Origin of the sequence: Eudoraea sp., assembly GCF_039969275.1 — a bacterium.
GTDB lineage: Bacteria > Bacteroidota > Bacteroidia > Flavobacteriales > Flavobacteriaceae > Eudoraea.
The window spans coordinates 375589-391749 of the sequence record NZ_JBDVOC010000007.1 but is presented as its reverse complement, the minus strand read 5'-3'; the positions used below and the strand labels follow the sequence as shown (position 1 = coordinate 391749).

Annotated in this window: 13 protein-coding genes; 6 read left to right on the top strand and 7 right to left on the bottom strand. The window is 39.8% G+C overall.

The genetic code is table 11. The features are described from left to right. Positions 1 to 60: 60 nt before the first annotated feature. A complete protein-coding gene (locus ABJH90_RS06345) occupies positions 61 to 1107 on the bottom strand; it encodes a TIM barrel protein (protein WP_348137640.1) in 1047 nt (348 codons plus the stop codon). Positions 1108 to 1130: 23 nt separating this feature from the next. Next, positions 1131 to 3929, bottom strand: a complete 2799-nt coding sequence (locus ABJH90_RS06340; RefSeq protein ID WP_348137639.1) for a discoidin domain-containing protein — start codon at positions 3927 to 3929, stop codon at positions 1131 to 1133. 125 nt (positions 3930 to 4054) lie between these two features. Here ABJH90_RS06340 and ABJH90_RS06335 point away from each other — a divergent pair, with 125 nt between their 5' ends. Continuing rightward, the gene (locus ABJH90_RS06335; RefSeq protein WP_348137638.1) at positions 4055 to 5488 is read left to right on the top strand and encodes a sulfatase; all 1434 of its coding nucleotides are present in this window, start codon (positions 4055 to 4057) and stop codon (positions 5486 to 5488) included. Then, positions 5485 to 6198 carry a methyltransferase gene (locus tag ABJH90_RS06330; RefSeq protein WP_348137637.1) on the top strand — a complete coding sequence of 238 codons (714 nt, stop codon included), beginning with the start codon at positions 5485 to 5487 and terminating at the stop codon, positions 6196 to 6198. Before ABJH90_RS06335 ends, ABJH90_RS06330 begins: the two co-directional genes overlap by 4 nt. Positions 6199 to 6201: 3 nt before the next feature. Here ABJH90_RS06330 and ABJH90_RS06325 read toward each other — a convergent pair whose 3' ends face one another. Further along, positions 6202 to 7080, bottom strand: a complete 879-nt coding sequence (locus ABJH90_RS06325; protein WP_348137636.1) for an arginine deiminase family protein — start codon at positions 7078 to 7080, stop codon at positions 6202 to 6204. Between the two features lie 10 nt (positions 7081 to 7090). Next, the gene (locus tag ABJH90_RS06320) at positions 7091 to 8407 is read right to left on the bottom strand and encodes an amino acid permease (RefSeq protein WP_348137635.1); all 1317 of its coding nucleotides are present in this window, start codon (positions 8405 to 8407) and stop codon (positions 7091 to 7093) included. A gap of 59 nt (positions 8408 to 8466) precedes the next feature. Here ABJH90_RS06320 and ABJH90_RS06315 point away from each other — a divergent pair, with 59 nt between their 5' ends. Both ABJH90_RS06315 and ABJH90_RS06310 read left to right on the top strand, forming a co-directional pair. Further along, positions 8467 to 9555, top strand: coding sequence for an SRPBCC family protein (locus ABJH90_RS06315; RefSeq protein ID WP_348137634.1), 1089 nt, complete (start codon positions 8467 to 8469; stop codon positions 9553 to 9555). 94 nt (positions 9556 to 9649) lie between these two features. Continuing rightward, entirely contained in the window at positions 9650 to 10828 is a 1179-nt protein-coding gene (locus ABJH90_RS06310) for an acyl-CoA dehydrogenase family protein (RefSeq protein ID WP_348137633.1), read from the top strand. A 10-nt stretch (positions 10829 to 10838) separates the two neighbouring features. Here the strand turns inward: ABJH90_RS06310 and ABJH90_RS06305 are convergent, their stop codons facing one another. Together ABJH90_RS06305 and ABJH90_RS06300 are read right to left on the bottom strand one after the other, a co-directional pair. Further along, the gene (locus ABJH90_RS06305) at positions 10839 to 11891 is read right to left on the bottom strand and encodes an aminoglycoside phosphotransferase family protein (RefSeq protein ID WP_348137632.1); all 1053 of its coding nucleotides are present in this window, start codon (positions 11889 to 11891) and stop codon (positions 10839 to 10841) included. Between the two features lie 11 nt (positions 11892 to 11902). Beyond that, entirely contained in the window at positions 11903 to 12799 is an 897-nt protein-coding gene (locus ABJH90_RS06300; protein ID WP_348137631.1) for a sugar phosphate nucleotidyltransferase, read from the bottom strand. 140 nt (positions 12800 to 12939) lie between these two features. Here ABJH90_RS06300 and hemN point away from each other — a divergent pair, with 140 nt between their 5' ends. Together hemN and ABJH90_RS06290 are read left to right on the top strand one after the other, a co-directional pair. Next, on the top strand, positions 12940 to 14301 hold the full coding sequence (gene hemN / locus ABJH90_RS06295; RefSeq protein ID WP_348137630.1) for an oxygen-independent coproporphyrinogen III oxidase: 1362 nt from the start codon (positions 12940 to 12942) through the stop codon (positions 14299 to 14301). Positions 14302 to 14332: 31 nt separating this feature from the next. Further along, entirely contained in the window at positions 14333 to 15157 is an 825-nt protein-coding gene (locus ABJH90_RS06290; RefSeq protein ID WP_348137629.1) for a universal stress protein, read from the top strand. A gap of 127 nt (positions 15158 to 15284) precedes the next feature. Here the strand turns inward: ABJH90_RS06290 and ABJH90_RS06285 are convergent, their stop codons facing one another. Next, entirely contained in the window at positions 15285 to 16157 is an 873-nt protein-coding gene (locus ABJH90_RS06285; RefSeq protein WP_348137628.1) for a PIG-L family deacetylase, read from the bottom strand. Between the last annotated feature and the right edge of the window lie 4 nt (positions 16158 to 16161).

Here is a 16161-nt window from a genome sequence, read left to right as displayed (position 1 = left end):
TAAACAATCGGGAAATAAGTTTCACCAAATTGTTATAATAGGAACAGATATAAAGGCTTCTTAAGCCAGAGACTTTTCACAATACTTCAGACACTTTCTAACTTCCTCTATTGCATTTGAACCTTCAGGTATATCGTATTCCAATTCAATCGTAGCTGGAAATTTATATTTGTTATCCCTGATTAGTTGCAGGGCCTGGGTTATTGGCGTATCTCCGGTTCCCCATGGAAGATTCCCTTTTCCATGCTCAGGTGTTTGACGATCTTTAGTGTGCATACTCATAATACGGTCGTGTTTACTCTTTATAATTTCAAGCGGGTCCGTATTTCCAGCGGCTACATAATGTCCTAAATCCAGATTCAAGGCATTGTACTTTGATTGTTTTAAAGCCGTATCCCAAAAAGTGGGCGTCTGTTGTTCATGACCATGATAGGCTACGAAAATTCCGTGTTTTTTGGCCATATCTCCCAGTTTTTGGGTATGTGCATCATCACCGGGGTGTTCCAACGTTACATGGCTTGCCCCCAAGGTTTTAGCTGCCCGCATGCCCCATTCAATTTCAGCATCAGTATTGTCCTTTCCAAAGGCCCCGGGTTTGAAGGCATAGATAGTAACACCAGCATCATTGTACATCTTTCTAAGTTCCACAAATTTATCCATGGGTACATTCGAACGCCATTGTGCCACTTCTTTTTTATAAGCTGCCATTTTTTCCTGCATTTCCGCGAATTCTTTTTGCTCTTCATCATTTAGGACTTCTCCTTTGCGTTTAGATCTCATAAGAGTGAAATAGGCGCGACGATCAACAGGATTTTCGGGTTTTCCGGCATAAGACTCGGCTGGATCACCCATGAGTTCAATGGCATTTATACCGCAATCTAATATGTACTTTAATGTGGCCTCAGCACTTTGATCTGGCATACTCCTGAAAGAATAAGTAATTACACCTATTTGTACGCCATTTATTATTGAATTTGGCTTGTTGTTGTTTTTTAGCATCGATGGAGCCGCAAAAAGTGAGGGACCAGTAATAGCCGCACCAGCGACAAAAGCGGTGGATGTTCCAATAAACTTTCTTCTGCTAAAATTACTTTTGTTATTTTCCATAATGTTGTTCTTTTAGTGTCCTTTTAGTTTACCAACTTCTCATTTTGGAGTAAACCGAATATTTTCATTTGTCTCATGGACCACGGAATTTCTCCTTCTTCTTTCAAATTTCTTATTTGCGTTATTCTGATAAATTTCGCGGTAACTGCCTTAAATGATATGATGGTATTTTCGTTCTCACAGCTGCCTTCAGCCACCGTTTGCCATTGTTTACCATCTGCAGAAATCAGGACCTCATAGTCCCTGGGATAGGTCTGCAGTGGAGGTGGGGCATCTGGTCTCCAGCCGAATCTTTTTGGAGGAGAGTTAAAATGAATTTCAGTCACTTCTTCCATTTTTGAAAATTCAATTTGAAACCACATTCCCTTTTTTTGTTTTTCTCCGGTGGTCCAGCCTTCAAAATTAAAAGCACCCAAAGGTGATGCCGTTCCACCTATTCTGGCAGGGGCAGAATGGCTAGCAGTAACCTCCCAGTCTTTGGCAGGAATTAAAATTTGTGGAATAGAGGACAAAAGCTCGTTGTATTGATATGAACCTTCATGGTCTACACTTTCAGACCGCACTTTGGCTACATCTTCAGGAGTCACTACATTGGCCTCATTATCCAGATATAATCTTACATAAGAAGTTACAGAGGCAATCCACTCATCAGATTGGTCTCCCATACCTACCATAATCCCACCGGGATATGATTCTCCGTCTAAAGGGCCCTCCAGGCCATGGAGTAGCGTCTTTATAACATATTCCGGGTGAGCCTGAACATTTATAGACCCTGCCAAAGAAGGAGCCATAATAATGCCATTTCCCAGTTGTGTTCCTTTACCATCCGGGCCATGACACTGAGCACATAATTCATTAAAAATCTCCGCACCCCTTTCTATCTGTTCCTGTTGTACTTCTGTAAGTTTAGGTCCGGATCGGGATCCAAAACTTCTCATTTCTTTTGGGTTTAGGATTTGTTCCCCAACCAGCTGCACCCCCAAGGTCTGATTCTGAGTTAAGACAGACTTTATATTTTCCTCCAAAGAAGGAATTTTCAAATGATTTGAAGTCAGCATAGCCTGGATAACAACATCGGTGTTTGGATCCGATAGCAATTCTGCATAATATTTTTCCAGATCTTTTTTGCCCGATTTGGACAGTGACTCACTTGCGCGGAGTGCCTGAATCCGCATTCTTGGATTCGGGTCTTTTAATAGAACCTTTAGTAATTCAGGATCCAAGGAGTTTAACCCCTCCAATGTCCATAGGGCATGAAATCTTCCTAAAAGATTTTCACTTTTTTGAACTATTGTTTTAAGGGTAGGAACAACTGAACCATCGTTGGCCATAACGAGAAGTTGCTGCGCTTTATCGCGCCACCATCCATTAGGATGTTCCAGGTGTTTCACTAGTTGTGCCGGACTCTCCTCAAACATTCTGGGTTTTGTTTTATCGCGTGAATTTCCTTCATAAGAAATACGCCAGATACGTCCCAGACCTACTACTTTATCTAGTTGGTATTGTTCAATCTTCGTTCGCAGATAGGTTCCTTTCTGCACCCATTGACCCTCCTGAATTATCCCATGATACATATCCACGACGTACATGGTGCCATCCGGTGCAGTTGCCATGTCAACCGGCCTGAAAAGGGGATCTGTGCTGCGCAGGAATTCTGATTTTTCATCCTGATAAACATTATGCAGTTTAGTAAGCCCTTCTGTAACTACCGGGTTTATCTGACGGACGATCCTCGCCACCGGTTCTCCATAAAAATACTGTCCTATAAGTTCTTTCGGTAATCTGTCTCCCCTATAGATATCATTGCCTGCAGCTCCGGTAACCCTGTTCAGTGACCCATCAGGTTGGCGAACCTCGTCCATTCCTCCTTGCATGTCTGCAATCTTCACAGGCGCTCCCCAGGGAATTTCAAATCCTTCTTCAAATTCATTTTCTACCTCAAAATTCCCATAATGAATAGGAAACTGGAAGTAGGAGGGTACACCACTCCAACCGCCTTGAAACCATAGCTTCCCCTCATTGTCATGAGTAATGCCCCATTGAGCTCTGTTGTATCCGGTTTTTTCCCTGATCACCCCTCGAGGTGTTTCTTTTACCCGAAACGCATTAACCGTACTGTACAACCAATTATCCATTCCCCAGTACATAAAGGCTTGTTGATGCTCCACATTTCCTGACCGTCCAAATTTATCTGTAAAGAATTCCTTTTTATCTGCTATTCCATCCCCATCGGTATCGGTATATTTATAGACATTATCTGCATCCGATTCCATAGTAAGAATACAATCTTTACCATAGGGTAACACAAATCTGGGAAAGATAAGGTTATCCACAAAGGTGGTTCCTGACTCATAGATGCCATCGTTATTTTTATCTTCCCAACGTGATATTCTACTCACCGGTTCCAGGGTTCCGTCTGAATCGGCTGTTAGCATGTAAGTCCGTAATTCCAACACATACATTCGTCCGTTTCCATCAAAGGAAATAGCACCAGGTTGTTCTATCTCTGGTTCTGTCAGAATAGGTTCTATCTTATACCCGGGAGGTAATAGAAAGTGGGTGGCTTCTTCTTCCGGGTATAAAGGCAATACGGGAGATTTTGGTTCCAGATCAGCGCCTTTCCAGTTTTCACTTTCCGGATCTTCATCCTCAGGAATGGTTAATACAGGTAAGGTATCCGACATGGAACTAATTACTCGCTCAATAGGGTGAGGCCCCTCGCTTTTTGGTTTGCAGCCCGTGATAGAAAAGACAATTAGAAATAATAAGAAAAAACTATTGCGGGCCGGAATTTTTAAATCCACCGAGAATTTAATAATCATACTTTAGATTTAGAACAATCTGCGAATACCATACCAGATGAGTGAAAATTAATTATATTCAGCCCAACTTACAAGTGTTTAGTCAAACTTGTCTTAAAAGAATTAAGAAAACTTAGCTTTTTTCAATGTATCGTAACCTCTCTTTTTGGATCCTGATCCTTCTTTTAGTTAGCTGTAAAAATAAAACAGAAGAGGTTGCTTCTAAGGAGATGAAACATCCAAATGTAGTCTTAATTTTTACTGATGATCAGGGTTATCAGGATGTTGGGGTATTCGGAGCAAATGACATCCCAACGCCACACCTGGATCAGATGGCCGGAGAAGGTATAAAATTAAGTAGTTTTTATGCTGCCCAGGCAGTTTGCTCAGCCTCAAGGGCCGGGTTATTAACGGGTTGTTATCCTAATCGTATTGGGATTCACAATGCCTTTATGCCAGATAGTAAAATTGGGCTGCATCCTTCTGAAACCACTATTGCAGAAATGCTTAAAGCAAACGGATATGCCACCGGCATTTTTGGGAAATGGCATTTAGGAGATCATCCGGATTTTTTACCAACCAAACAAGGCTTTGATGAGTATTTTGGAATTCCATATTCTAACGATATGTGGCCTTTTCATCCACAACAGGGTCCTGTTTTTCATTTTGGGCCTTTGCCATTATATGAGAATGAAACCGTGGTAGACACCTTAACCAACCAGTCTCAATTAACCACGCAAATTACAGAGCGAAGCGTAGATTTTATAAACAGGAATAAGGATCGTCCCTTCTTTCTTTATGTACCCCACCCACAACCACATGTACCCTTGTTTGTCTCAGAGAAGTTTAAGGGAAAGTCTGGTAGGGGATTATATGGAGACGTCATTATGGAGATCGATTGGTCTGTAGGGCAGATTTTGAATGCTTTAAAAGTCAATAATCTGGATAAAAATACCATTGTAATTTTTACTTCGGATAATGGTCCCTGGTTATCCTATGGGAATCATGCGGGTAGTGCTTTGCCATTTCGGGAAGGCAAGGGCACGGCATGGGAAGGCGGTCACAGAGAGCCATTTATAATAAGATATCCCAATGGATTAAATGGCGGCCGGAATATTGATACCCCTGTAATGGCCATAGATATCTTACCTACGCTGGCCGAAATAACAGGTTCAGAATTACCTGATACCGTTATTGACGGCAAAAGTGTTTGGAAATTACTTAACGGAGATAGTAAAGAGAGTCCGCAGGAGGCTTATTATTTTTATTACAGGGTGAACGAACTTCACGGTGTCAGATATGGTAAATGGAAACTTTATTTCCCACATAATTACAGAACTATGAAAGGTCAGAAGCCAGGTAAGGATGGGCTTCCCGGCAATTACGTGTATTTAGATTTAAAAGAAATTGAACTTTATGATCTTTCCAGGGACTTCGGTGAAACCACAAATGTAGCCGGTGAATATCCGGAGGTCGTGGAAAAAATAAAACAGCTGGCAGATGCTATGCGAAAAAAATTAGGGGATTCATTGCAGGAAATAGAAGGAACTGAAATTAGACTGGCGGGTACCATTGAATGAGAAAACCATTTAAATTTAAACAATTCACCATTTACCAGGATCGTTGCGCCATGAAGATAGGCACAGATGGTGTTTTATTGGGTGCCTGGACGAACATCTCTAATTCACCCGAATCAATTTTAGATATTGGCTCCGGCACAGGCATTATAGGGTTAATGTTGGCTCAAAGATGTTATGCGGACACCATAGATGCCATTGAAATAGATGAGGATGCTTTTGAACAATGCGTAGAGAACTTCGAAGCTTCACCATGGGCAGACCGGCTTTTTTGTTACCATGCCTCTCTTGATGAATTCCTTGATGAGGTAGATGATAAATATGACCTGATAATTTCTAATCCCCCTTTTTATTCTGAAGAAGTCTCCAGCGGTGATAGTGCCAGAGACCTGGCCAGACAGAATAGCTCCCTCCCTTTTAATCTTCTTTTTAAAGGGGTGTCTGGGTTGCTCTCGGAGAAGGGTATTTTTGCGCTTGTAATTCCTTATAAAGAAGAAAAGAGAGTGCTACAGGAAGCCTTAAAACTTAGACTTTATCCTGCACGGTTACAGCGTGTAAAAGGCCATCCGGATTCTGAAGTTAAGAGAAGCCTTATAGAATTCCATTTTAAAAATACCGAAGTTTTGACAAATGAACTGATTATCGAAAAGTCAAGACACGAGTATACTGAAGATTATATAAATCTGACGAAAGATTTCTATCTGAAGATGTGAGGTTTAGTCTATTCTGTGAATGGGTCGGGTGAGGCAGGTAGGACCACCCCCACCTTTATAACTGATTTCCTGGCCTTTATAAGTAAAAACAGTACATCCCGCCGCGCGCAAAGCATTTTCGGTATCAGGATTTCCGGCTACCATTATGCATTGCCTGGGGGCAATAGCCAGCACATTACAACCCATAGATTCAAATTCATATTCCGGAACCTCTATAAAACTAAATCCACGATGCAGCAATTCATTTCTGAATGAAATTGGCATTAGCGGGGAATAAACGACTGCCAGATCTTTATCTACCGGACTTAGTATGGACATTAAATGAAAGACATCTGTGGCACCTTTATAATGTGGAAGTTCTGCCACGACTACTTCAATTTTATAAGGGGCCAGCAGTTCTTTTAGCTGTGCAATTCCCGATGAATTAGTGCGATACGTATGCCCAACTGCCAAAGTATTTTTGTCTAACCAGGCCACATCACCTCCCTCAAGAGTCCCCGGGTTTTTTATAGTCCCAAGAATTGGAAGTTTATTGGCTTCAAAGTATTTCTTTTGTGTGCCAGGTTCCAAAGCCCTTGATTGTTTGCCCATATTGCATATAATCATTCCATAATCTGTTGCTATACTGGCATCCCTGCAGTAGATAGAATCTATAGCAACCGATTCAGACTTAGGGAAGCAACTTATGTGAGGCACTTCTTTGGCAAGCAAATTTCTAAAGGTCTTATACTCCTCTTTTGCACTGGTCAGATCCGGTTTGGAAAGGTAATTAAGTGCAAACCATTCTTTTTTTAGCTTCTCTTCATTTACAAAAGCTTCCTCAGCGGTTTTGATGAAAACGGATTCCAATTTTTTGTACTCAGATTGACAGGTATATTGCATCGAATTATTATTATGTGGAATCTTTATTTCTCCATTTCACAAATACATAAAAGGGTATTCCGATCATCAACAAAATAAATCCCCAAAACACAGCCTTTTCACCTGCTCCGAAAATTGCCCAAAGAGAGTAAGAAAAAGCCAAACTACCCATACCATATATTCCCAACCATGGTTGTGAGGGCAGCTTTTTCTCTAAAAGGATACTAACATAGGCAGCAGCAGTAAAGAGATACGGAACTAAGGCACTCAAGGTGCCTAGCAAAATTAAAAACCTGAATTGCTCTACCAGGCCTTCGGCATAATTCATTAGCATTACCCCTGAGGCCAAGGCACTGCCGATCAGCATTCCATAAACAGGGACACCTCGTTTGTTTTCCTTTTTAAAAATTCCCGGAAAGAGTTTATCCTTTGCAGTTGCCCTTGGTAATTGACCAACAATTAGGATCCATCCGTTAAGGGCTCCAAAAGCAGCAATAGCTGCTCCACCAGCAACCAACCCACGTCCTAAATACCCGGTCATAATCCCCATGGCATCGGCGAATGGTGCTGGCGATACCGCAAGTTCCTGAAGTGGAACCATCCCCATGACCGCCACAGTTCCCAATATATAAACCAAAGTGGTTATAATTGTTCCCAGCATAGTAGCCCTCGGGATGGTTTTTCCGGGGTCTTTTACGTTATCTGCTGGAATGGTTGCGCTCTCAAATCCCAAAAAAGCATAGAGGGTCATAGTTGAAGTTATAGCTATGGCTTCAAAACTTGATGAATCACTTACATTGAAAGGTATAAAGTTGTCAATATTAAAAAAGAAAAAGCCCCCAACAATAATCATTAGCAAAGGGGTTAGTTTAAGTAGGGTCGTTACTACTTGTATTTTACCTGATTCCCTGACCCCTCTGGAGTTTACCCAGGTGAGTAACCAAATAGCGCCTAGGCCTGTCAAGACCGAAGCCAAAGAATTTTCATCTAATATCGGAAACAACACCGTTAAAGCACTTACAAAAGCAATGGCCATTACGGCCATACCAACCCAAATAGAAATCCAATATCCCCAGGCTACCAAAAATCCGGCGAATTCCCCGAACCCGGCTCTGGTATAAGCATAAGGTCCCCCACTTTTATTGAGGAACAATTTACTGAGCCTACTGAAAACCAATGCCAATACAAGAGTACCCATTGAAGAAGCTAGCCATCCAATAATACTGATTCCTCCGTAGGCTGCAAGGGCCGCAGGCATCAGAAAAACACCTGCACCAATCATATTTCCAATAACTAAAGAAGTACTCATCCATAGCCCAAGTTTTTTTTTATTCCTGCTTTGGTTCATTGGTTTTGGTTGGTTTTGAAAAGAATTATATATTTTTAAATGTACAAATTAAATAACTCGTGACGGAAAAATTGAAAATCGACCCGGATATAAAAAAGGCAGAAACCTTACCCGCCTCTTTTTATCGAAATCCCGTTTTTTTTGAGGCCGTTAGAGAACGCATTTTTTACAGGTCATGGCAATGGATTGGACATGTAGGATTAGTGGATTCCGGACAGAACGTATATCCATTTATTTTGCTTGATAGGTTTTTAACTGAACCCATGCTTTTAACCCGGGATAAGGAAGACAGGATTTCCTGCCTTACGAACGTTTGCACACATCGCGGGAACTTAGTCGTTGAAAGTACAAAGACGACTAAAAAACTGATTTGTGGTTACCATGGACGAAGCTTCGATCTGCATGGCAAAATGGAGCATATGCCAGAATTTGAAGACGTGGAGAATTTCCCAAGACCATGTGACAACCTCAATAAATTTCCATTAGGGCATTGGGGTCCTTTTTTATTTGTTGGACTCAATCCTGCCTTTGAGATACAGGAAGTTTTGGACGCCATGAATGAAAGAGTTGGGTTTTTACCATTACAAGAGCTTATATTGGATAAAAAACGGGGTAAAGACTATTTTATTGATGCAAATTGGGCACTTTATTGTGATAATTATTTAGAGGGTTTTCATATCCCTTTTGTTCATGAGGATCTGAATGCAGTTTTAGATTACGGAAACTATGATACACTTCTGTATGACCATATGAATTTACAGATAGGCTATGCTAAAGGCACCGAGGAGGTCTTTGATCTTCCTGAAAATCATCCGGATTATGGAAAGAAAATAGCAGCATATTATTATTGGGTATTTCCGAATATGATGTTCAATTTTTATCCCTGGGGTGTTTCCGTAAATTTGATCCAACCCCTTGAAATGAATAAAACTAAAGTATCCTTTTACAGTTATGTTTATGACGCTTCCAAATTGGATAAAGGGGCTGGTTCGCAATTAGATAAGGTAGAAATGGAAGATGAAGATGTGGTTGAAGGCGTTCAGAAGGGTATACGTTCCCGTTTTTATAAGGCGGGCAGATTTTCACCATCACGTGAAAAAGGGGTGCATCATTTTCACCGGCTTTTGGCGGAATTTATTAATTCATAAATCTTCATTTCAGAGCTATTTTCTGTTATAAAATGTCCTTTCTCTTGATTGGTTTGTTATATTCCTTTAACTACCTTTGACAAAAATTTTACGAATGAGGCCAGACTTATTTGAAGCACCAGACTACTATAACCTTGATGAACTTTTAAGTGAAGAACACAAATTAGTGCGAGATGCAGCCCGTCAGTGGGTAAAGCGTGATGTCACTCCGATAATTGAGGAATTTGCACAAAAAGCGGAATTTCCTCAGCAAATTATAGGCGGACTAGCAGAAATTGGAGCCTTTGGACCTTATATTCCTGTAGAGTATGGTGGAGCCGGCCTTGACCAAATTAGTTACGGACTTATTATGCAAGAAATTGAACGTGGAGACAGTGGGGTTCGTTCTACAGCTTCGGTTCAATCTTCCTTGGTGATGTACCCAATATTTGCATATGGAACAGAGGAGCAAAGGAAGAAATACTTACCTAAATTGGCTACTGGAGAATATATGGGTTGTTTCGGTCTTACTGAACCAGATCATGGATCTAACCCTAGTGGAATGGTAACCAATTTTAAAGATAAAGGAGATCATTTTTTATTAAACGGAGCCAAGCTTTGGATCTCAAATTCCCCATTCGCTGATATTGGTGTTGTTTGGGCTAAAAATGAAGAAGGAAGAATTCATGGATTAATTGTGGAAAGGGGAATGGAAGGTTTTTCCACTCCTGAAACCCATAATAAATGGTCCCTGAGGGCTTCCGCTACCGGTGAATTAATATTTGATAATGTTAGAGTTCCTAAAGAAAACCTGTTACCCGGCAAAAATGGGTTGGGAGCTCCTTTAGGTTGTTTAGACTCTGCACGATACGGTATTGCCTGGGGTGCTATTGGAGCCGCCATGGATTGCTACGATACGGCGCTTCGCTATGCCAAGGAGCGAATCCAATTTGGAAAACCCATCGCAGCAACTCAATTACAACAAAAGAAATTAGCGGAAATGATTACCGAAATAACCAAGGCTCAACTCCTGGCATTTCGCCTGGGGCAATTAAAAAATGAAGGAAGAGCTACTACAGCACAAATTTCTATGGCTAAGCGGAACAATGTTGAAATGGCTATTAAAATAGCCCGGGAAGCCAGGCAGGTTCTGGGGGGCATGGGAATAACAGGAGAATATAGTATCATGCGTCATATGATGAACCTTGAAAGTGTAATCACATATGAGGGTACACACGATATTCACTTACTAATTACAGGTGCCGATATTACCGGCCACAACGCTTTTAAGTAACCCCTGTGCTTTAAAATTTCTTAATTATTACTTCCTGCATGTAGTCCATATGCTCTGCAGCTTTTTTAGTAAAGGCAAAGAGATTATGACACCTATCCAGATTCTGGGTTTCATATGTCACTTTATAGTAGATATTCCCATTTAAATAATCTGTTAATGCCCTGATACCATGCATAAAAGGCATTAATTTAACACCAAAAGACAAATGCTGAATTTCTGCTTTAGTGAGGAAATCTGAGTTCTCGCTCAGACCGTCAACAAAAGCTTCAAAGAGCCCTTTGTTAAAAGTTATTTTACTGAGATTTTTTTCGTCTTCGTTCACGTTATTTACTATAGTACGCACGGCATCACCAAAATCGTAATGAAAATATCCTTTCATTACGGTATCAAGATCGATAAGGCATAGTGCTCTTTTATCCTGCTTATGAAAAAGAATATTATTTAGTTTGGTATCATTATGACAAATTCTGAGGGGTAAATTCCCAGGGTCATAAAAACGTAGTTCTTCAAGGGTCAATTTGGCAAAAAGAATCGCTTTTTCAGCCTCTTTTAATTTGTCTGCCGTAGCGCTGCTTGTAGCTTCTGCAAACTGCCGGGCCCTCAGGTTAAGATCGTGAAACCCGGGGATGGAATCTTTAAACATATCAAGAGGTGCCTCTTGCAACAGGGAATGGAATTTACCAATAATTTTTCCTGCTTCTAATGCGATTCCTTCATCCTGCGTGGTATTAAAAGCAATACTATCAGGAACCATTGTCAGCATTCGCCAGCAGTCACTTTTATTGATTTTCAAATAAGGCTTGCCATCAATGGTGCTTATCAGGGAAATTAGGTAGTAGTTTTCATCATTTAAATACGGAAGTGCGTGGTGAATGTTCTGCATTAATACATCAATATTGCTAAAGACTTGTGCATTAAGCCTTTGCAATATATAGCAAGGTCCATCATCTTGCATGAGAGCGTATGTGTCATTGATATACCCTTGACTTATAGGACGTATTTTATAGTCCTTTCTCTCAATGGAAAAATAAGGCAAAACAGCGATGGGGCCATTGCTATCCATTAATATTTAGTCTATGCAGATTCAACCGGCCATAGTGGCGTTCTGTATTCTCCAATATTTGTCATGTCCTGCAATTCCTTCATAGCTTTTTCCTTATCATCGGCATAGGTTATTCCAAACCATTTGCTATCTGAAGGTATTACCGAAACACTTACTTCATTTTGTTCTAACATTTTCTGAATAACAAAAGGAATATATACTTCACCACTGGCAATGTTTTCCTCATTCTCCAGAAATATTCGCAAATCATGTTCAATATGGTCGAAAATAGAAGGATTGCAAACCCAAAAATTCATACTAACCAATTCTTCACCACTAAAGTGAAGTCCCGAATCTGTATCAGTGAGTCCTCCGTTGACTTTTTGAATTTTTGTACGTTCCACTACTGAATGCAATTTATTTCCATCTCTTTTGCAAACTCCTCTGGAAACGGAACCATATTCTGAAAGGGTATCTTCAAGGGTATAAGCCACCAAAGCATATGCATCTTTGTTTCCGCTGCTTTTGATGAAATTGGAAGCATTTTTATATGCCCCCTTTCCGTAGTAGTCGTCTGCATTTATAATTGCAAAGGAATTTTGAATGACATGTCTTGCAGTCCAAACGGCATGCGCAGTACCCCAGGGTTTACTCCTTTCTCCATTAAACCCAGTACCGTCAGGCAGGTCTGTAAGCTCCTGTGAAAGGACATCGAGCTCTATATGCTTGGGTAATTTTGGAGACAAGTAATTTTTTAAAAATTCAACATTATCCTTTTGAGTAATTACAACGATATGATTAAAACCATTTTCTAAAGCGTCGGAAATACTGAATTCCATAAGAAATTCATCTTTGGGCCCCAGGCCGTCAAATTGTTTAAGTTTTCCATATCGGCTGCCTCTTCCGGCTGCCATAAGTAAAAGAGTCATAGTTCTGCTATTATGGCCGCAAAAATAAGTTTTTATACGGGAAATCGTTAGCCAATTACGATTTTACCTAAATTTAAAACTGATTTATGTCATATTATATTGAACATAAATCGAATAGATTTGTTAAAACACTTTTTCAGATGAGTAACTTAGTACGCAAATACAATATCCCCGGTCCGCGTTATACCAGTTATCCTACAGTTCCCTATTGGAATATGGATACATTTTCCGGTAAGGCCTGGAAAGCTACTGTGAAGAAAACTTTTAAGGAAAGTAATGCCACCGAGGGTATTAGCCTTTATATTCATTTGCCATTTTGTGAACAAATGTGCACGTTTTGCGGATGTCATAAGCGTATTACAAAAAGGCATGAGGTAGAAAAACCTTATATAAATACCTTATTAAAGGAGTGGAGTTTGTATTGCGAACTTTTTGATGCCAAACCCAAAATAAAGGAATTACATTTGGGAGGAGGTACCCCGACTTTCTTTTCTCCTGACCACCTTAAAATATTGATTAATGGAATATTTCGGTTTGCGGAAAGAGCCGAAAACTATGAATTTAGTTTTGAAGGCCACCCCAACAACACCACCAAGACTCATTTACAGGTGTTATTTGATCTGGGGTTTAGAAGGGTGAGTTATGGTGTGCAAGATTATAATATTACAGTACAAAAAGCAATTCACCGTATTCAACCTTTTGAAAAGGTAAGAGATGTTACGGAATGGTCCCGTGAAATTGGATTTACATCTGTAGGCCACGATCTAATTTTTGGACTCCCACATCAAACTTTGGAACATGTTAAGGATACAATTTTAAAAACCAAATTATTAATGCCCGATCGATTGGCATTTTATAGTTATGCTCATGTGCCCTGGCTTAAGGGAAACGGTCAAAGAGGATATAACGATATAGATTTGCCCACCGCTGAAGAAAAGCGCAACCAGTATGAGAATGGAAAAGCTTTATTAGCTGAGGTAGGTTACCACGAAATTGGAATGGATCATTTTGCGCTGGAAAGCGATTCTTTATACGCTGCAATGGATTCTGGAAAACTTCATAGAAATTTTATGGGTTATACTGCCTCCAAAACGCAATTGATGATTGGACTTGGAGTTTCCAGTATTGGTGATAGCTGGTATAGCTTTGCACAAAATGTTAAAAGCATTGAGGAATATGAACACCTGGTAGGCAATAATATTATACCTATTTATAGAGGACATATTTTAACCGATGAAGATCAATTTATTAGAAGACAAATATTAAATTTAATGTGTAGCTTTGAGACAAGCTGGGATCTGGAAAGTGGAAACATCGAACTTTTAGAGCAGATCTTGGCCAGGCTAAGGGAAATGGAAAAAGACGAATTAATTGAAATTAGCGTTAATAGAATTAAAGTTACTGAAAAGGGAAGACCTTTTATAAGAAACATATGTATGGCATTTGATTTGTTATTACATAGGAAAGCGCCTGAAACCAGGCTGTTTTCCATGACTATTTAATAGTGTTTTATTCACCTTAAAAACTAAGATCATGAAAACAATCATAGTACCTATTGACTTCTCCGAGCAATCTGAATATGCCTTAAAAGCTGCAGCCTCCCTATCTAAAAAACACGGAGCAGAGATTATTGCACTTCATATGCTGGAATTAAATGAGGCAATGATTTCATCTTCAGAAGGGTTTCATCCTGAACAAACCGTGTTTCTTATTAAAATGGCTGAGAAACGAATTTCTGAGTTTTTAAACAAACCTTACTTGAAGGATGTAAAAAAGGTGACTCCTATTATAAAACATTTTAAAGTATTTAGTGAAGTAAATGATGTTGCCGAAAAACATGGGGCCGATATGATTATTATGGGCTCTCATGGCAGCGATGGGCTTAAAGAAATATTTGTCGGTTCTAATGCCGAAAAAGTAGTAAGAAATTCTGAAATCCCGGTTCTGGTGATTAAAGATGAAATGGAAGATTTCAAGGCTGAAAATTTTGTATTCGCCTGTGCATTTAAAGAAGAAAGCCTTGTTTCCTTTCAAAAAGCCAAGGAATTTGCAGATAAATTATCGGCAAAACTACATTTGGTCTATATAAATACTCCGGGAGACAATTTTCTAAGTACTCAGGATGCTTACGAAAAAGTAAACAAGTATTTACAAAAAGCAGGTGCCGGCAAGGAAGTGAATATTTATAATGATTATAGTGTAGAGAAAGGTGTTTTAAATTTTAGTGAAAGTATCCATGCCGATGTAATCGGAATCCCCACTCATGGCAGAAAGGGGCTTTCACATTTCTTTATGGGTAGTATTGGAGAGGATATTACCAATCATTCCAAAATTCCTGTAATCACATTCAAATTATAGTTTTAGGTTAAATAATTAATTGAAAAGTAAGGGGGAATCAAAAAAAGATTCTCCCTTATTTATTTGCAACGCGATTTGAATTAAATAAAATAAGGGCTTGGGGCAGACTACGGAGCTAAGCGCTTTGCTATTGGTCATTGAGCATCGGAAACAGCTTTCTTAATTCCTCATCTGTAGGTTGTTTTCCATATTCACAAATTTCAAAACTCTCTACGTGCTTTACTTCAGAAGCTTTATCGCCATACCATTTTATTAGGGTCGTCAGCGCAGTTTTATTGGGTGCAGATGGACGCCAGTTAGCGAGCATTTCCAAACGTTCTTTTTCTCCTTTCGGAACCTTATCCAGATTTCCTGAAGTCCATGGAAGCCATTCGAAGAATTGCGATTCATGTGCGGCCATGGCATAAATCTTTTGATCAAAAACAGAATCAATATTTATGACAATGTCAGGGTTAAATGGATTTGGGCGTTCAAAGCCATCTTCAGAATATAAAAAAACTGGATTTTTCTTTAAAGGAGGAGTATTTGCAGCAACATTTGGTACGATAACCATATATGCGGCATCCTGAATTAATATACCCGTATATCGGTGATCAGGGTGGTAATCATTTGGTCTGGGAGCTATTACCACATCTGCATTCCATTTTCTGATCTCACGGATGACCTTTAATCTGTTTTCCAGCGTAGGCATAAGTTCTCCATCGTGATTATCCAAAACTGTATATTCCACCCCAAATCGCTTCCCTGCTTCTTTTGCTTCGGCAATCCTGATTTTTGCCAAGGCTCCGCCTCCTTTGTTGTAGTGCCCGGCATCGCCATTAGTAAGGGAAACAAATTTTACCTTGTGCCCCATCCTTGCTAGAAGGATAGCTGTTCCGCCAGCATCTATATCGCAATCATCGGGGTGTGCACCAAAAACAATTACATTTACTGGATTAGATTGGGAATTACCAAAATGTACAGTGAAAACAATAAAAAAGCAGAGTATAAGATTTTTCATAATA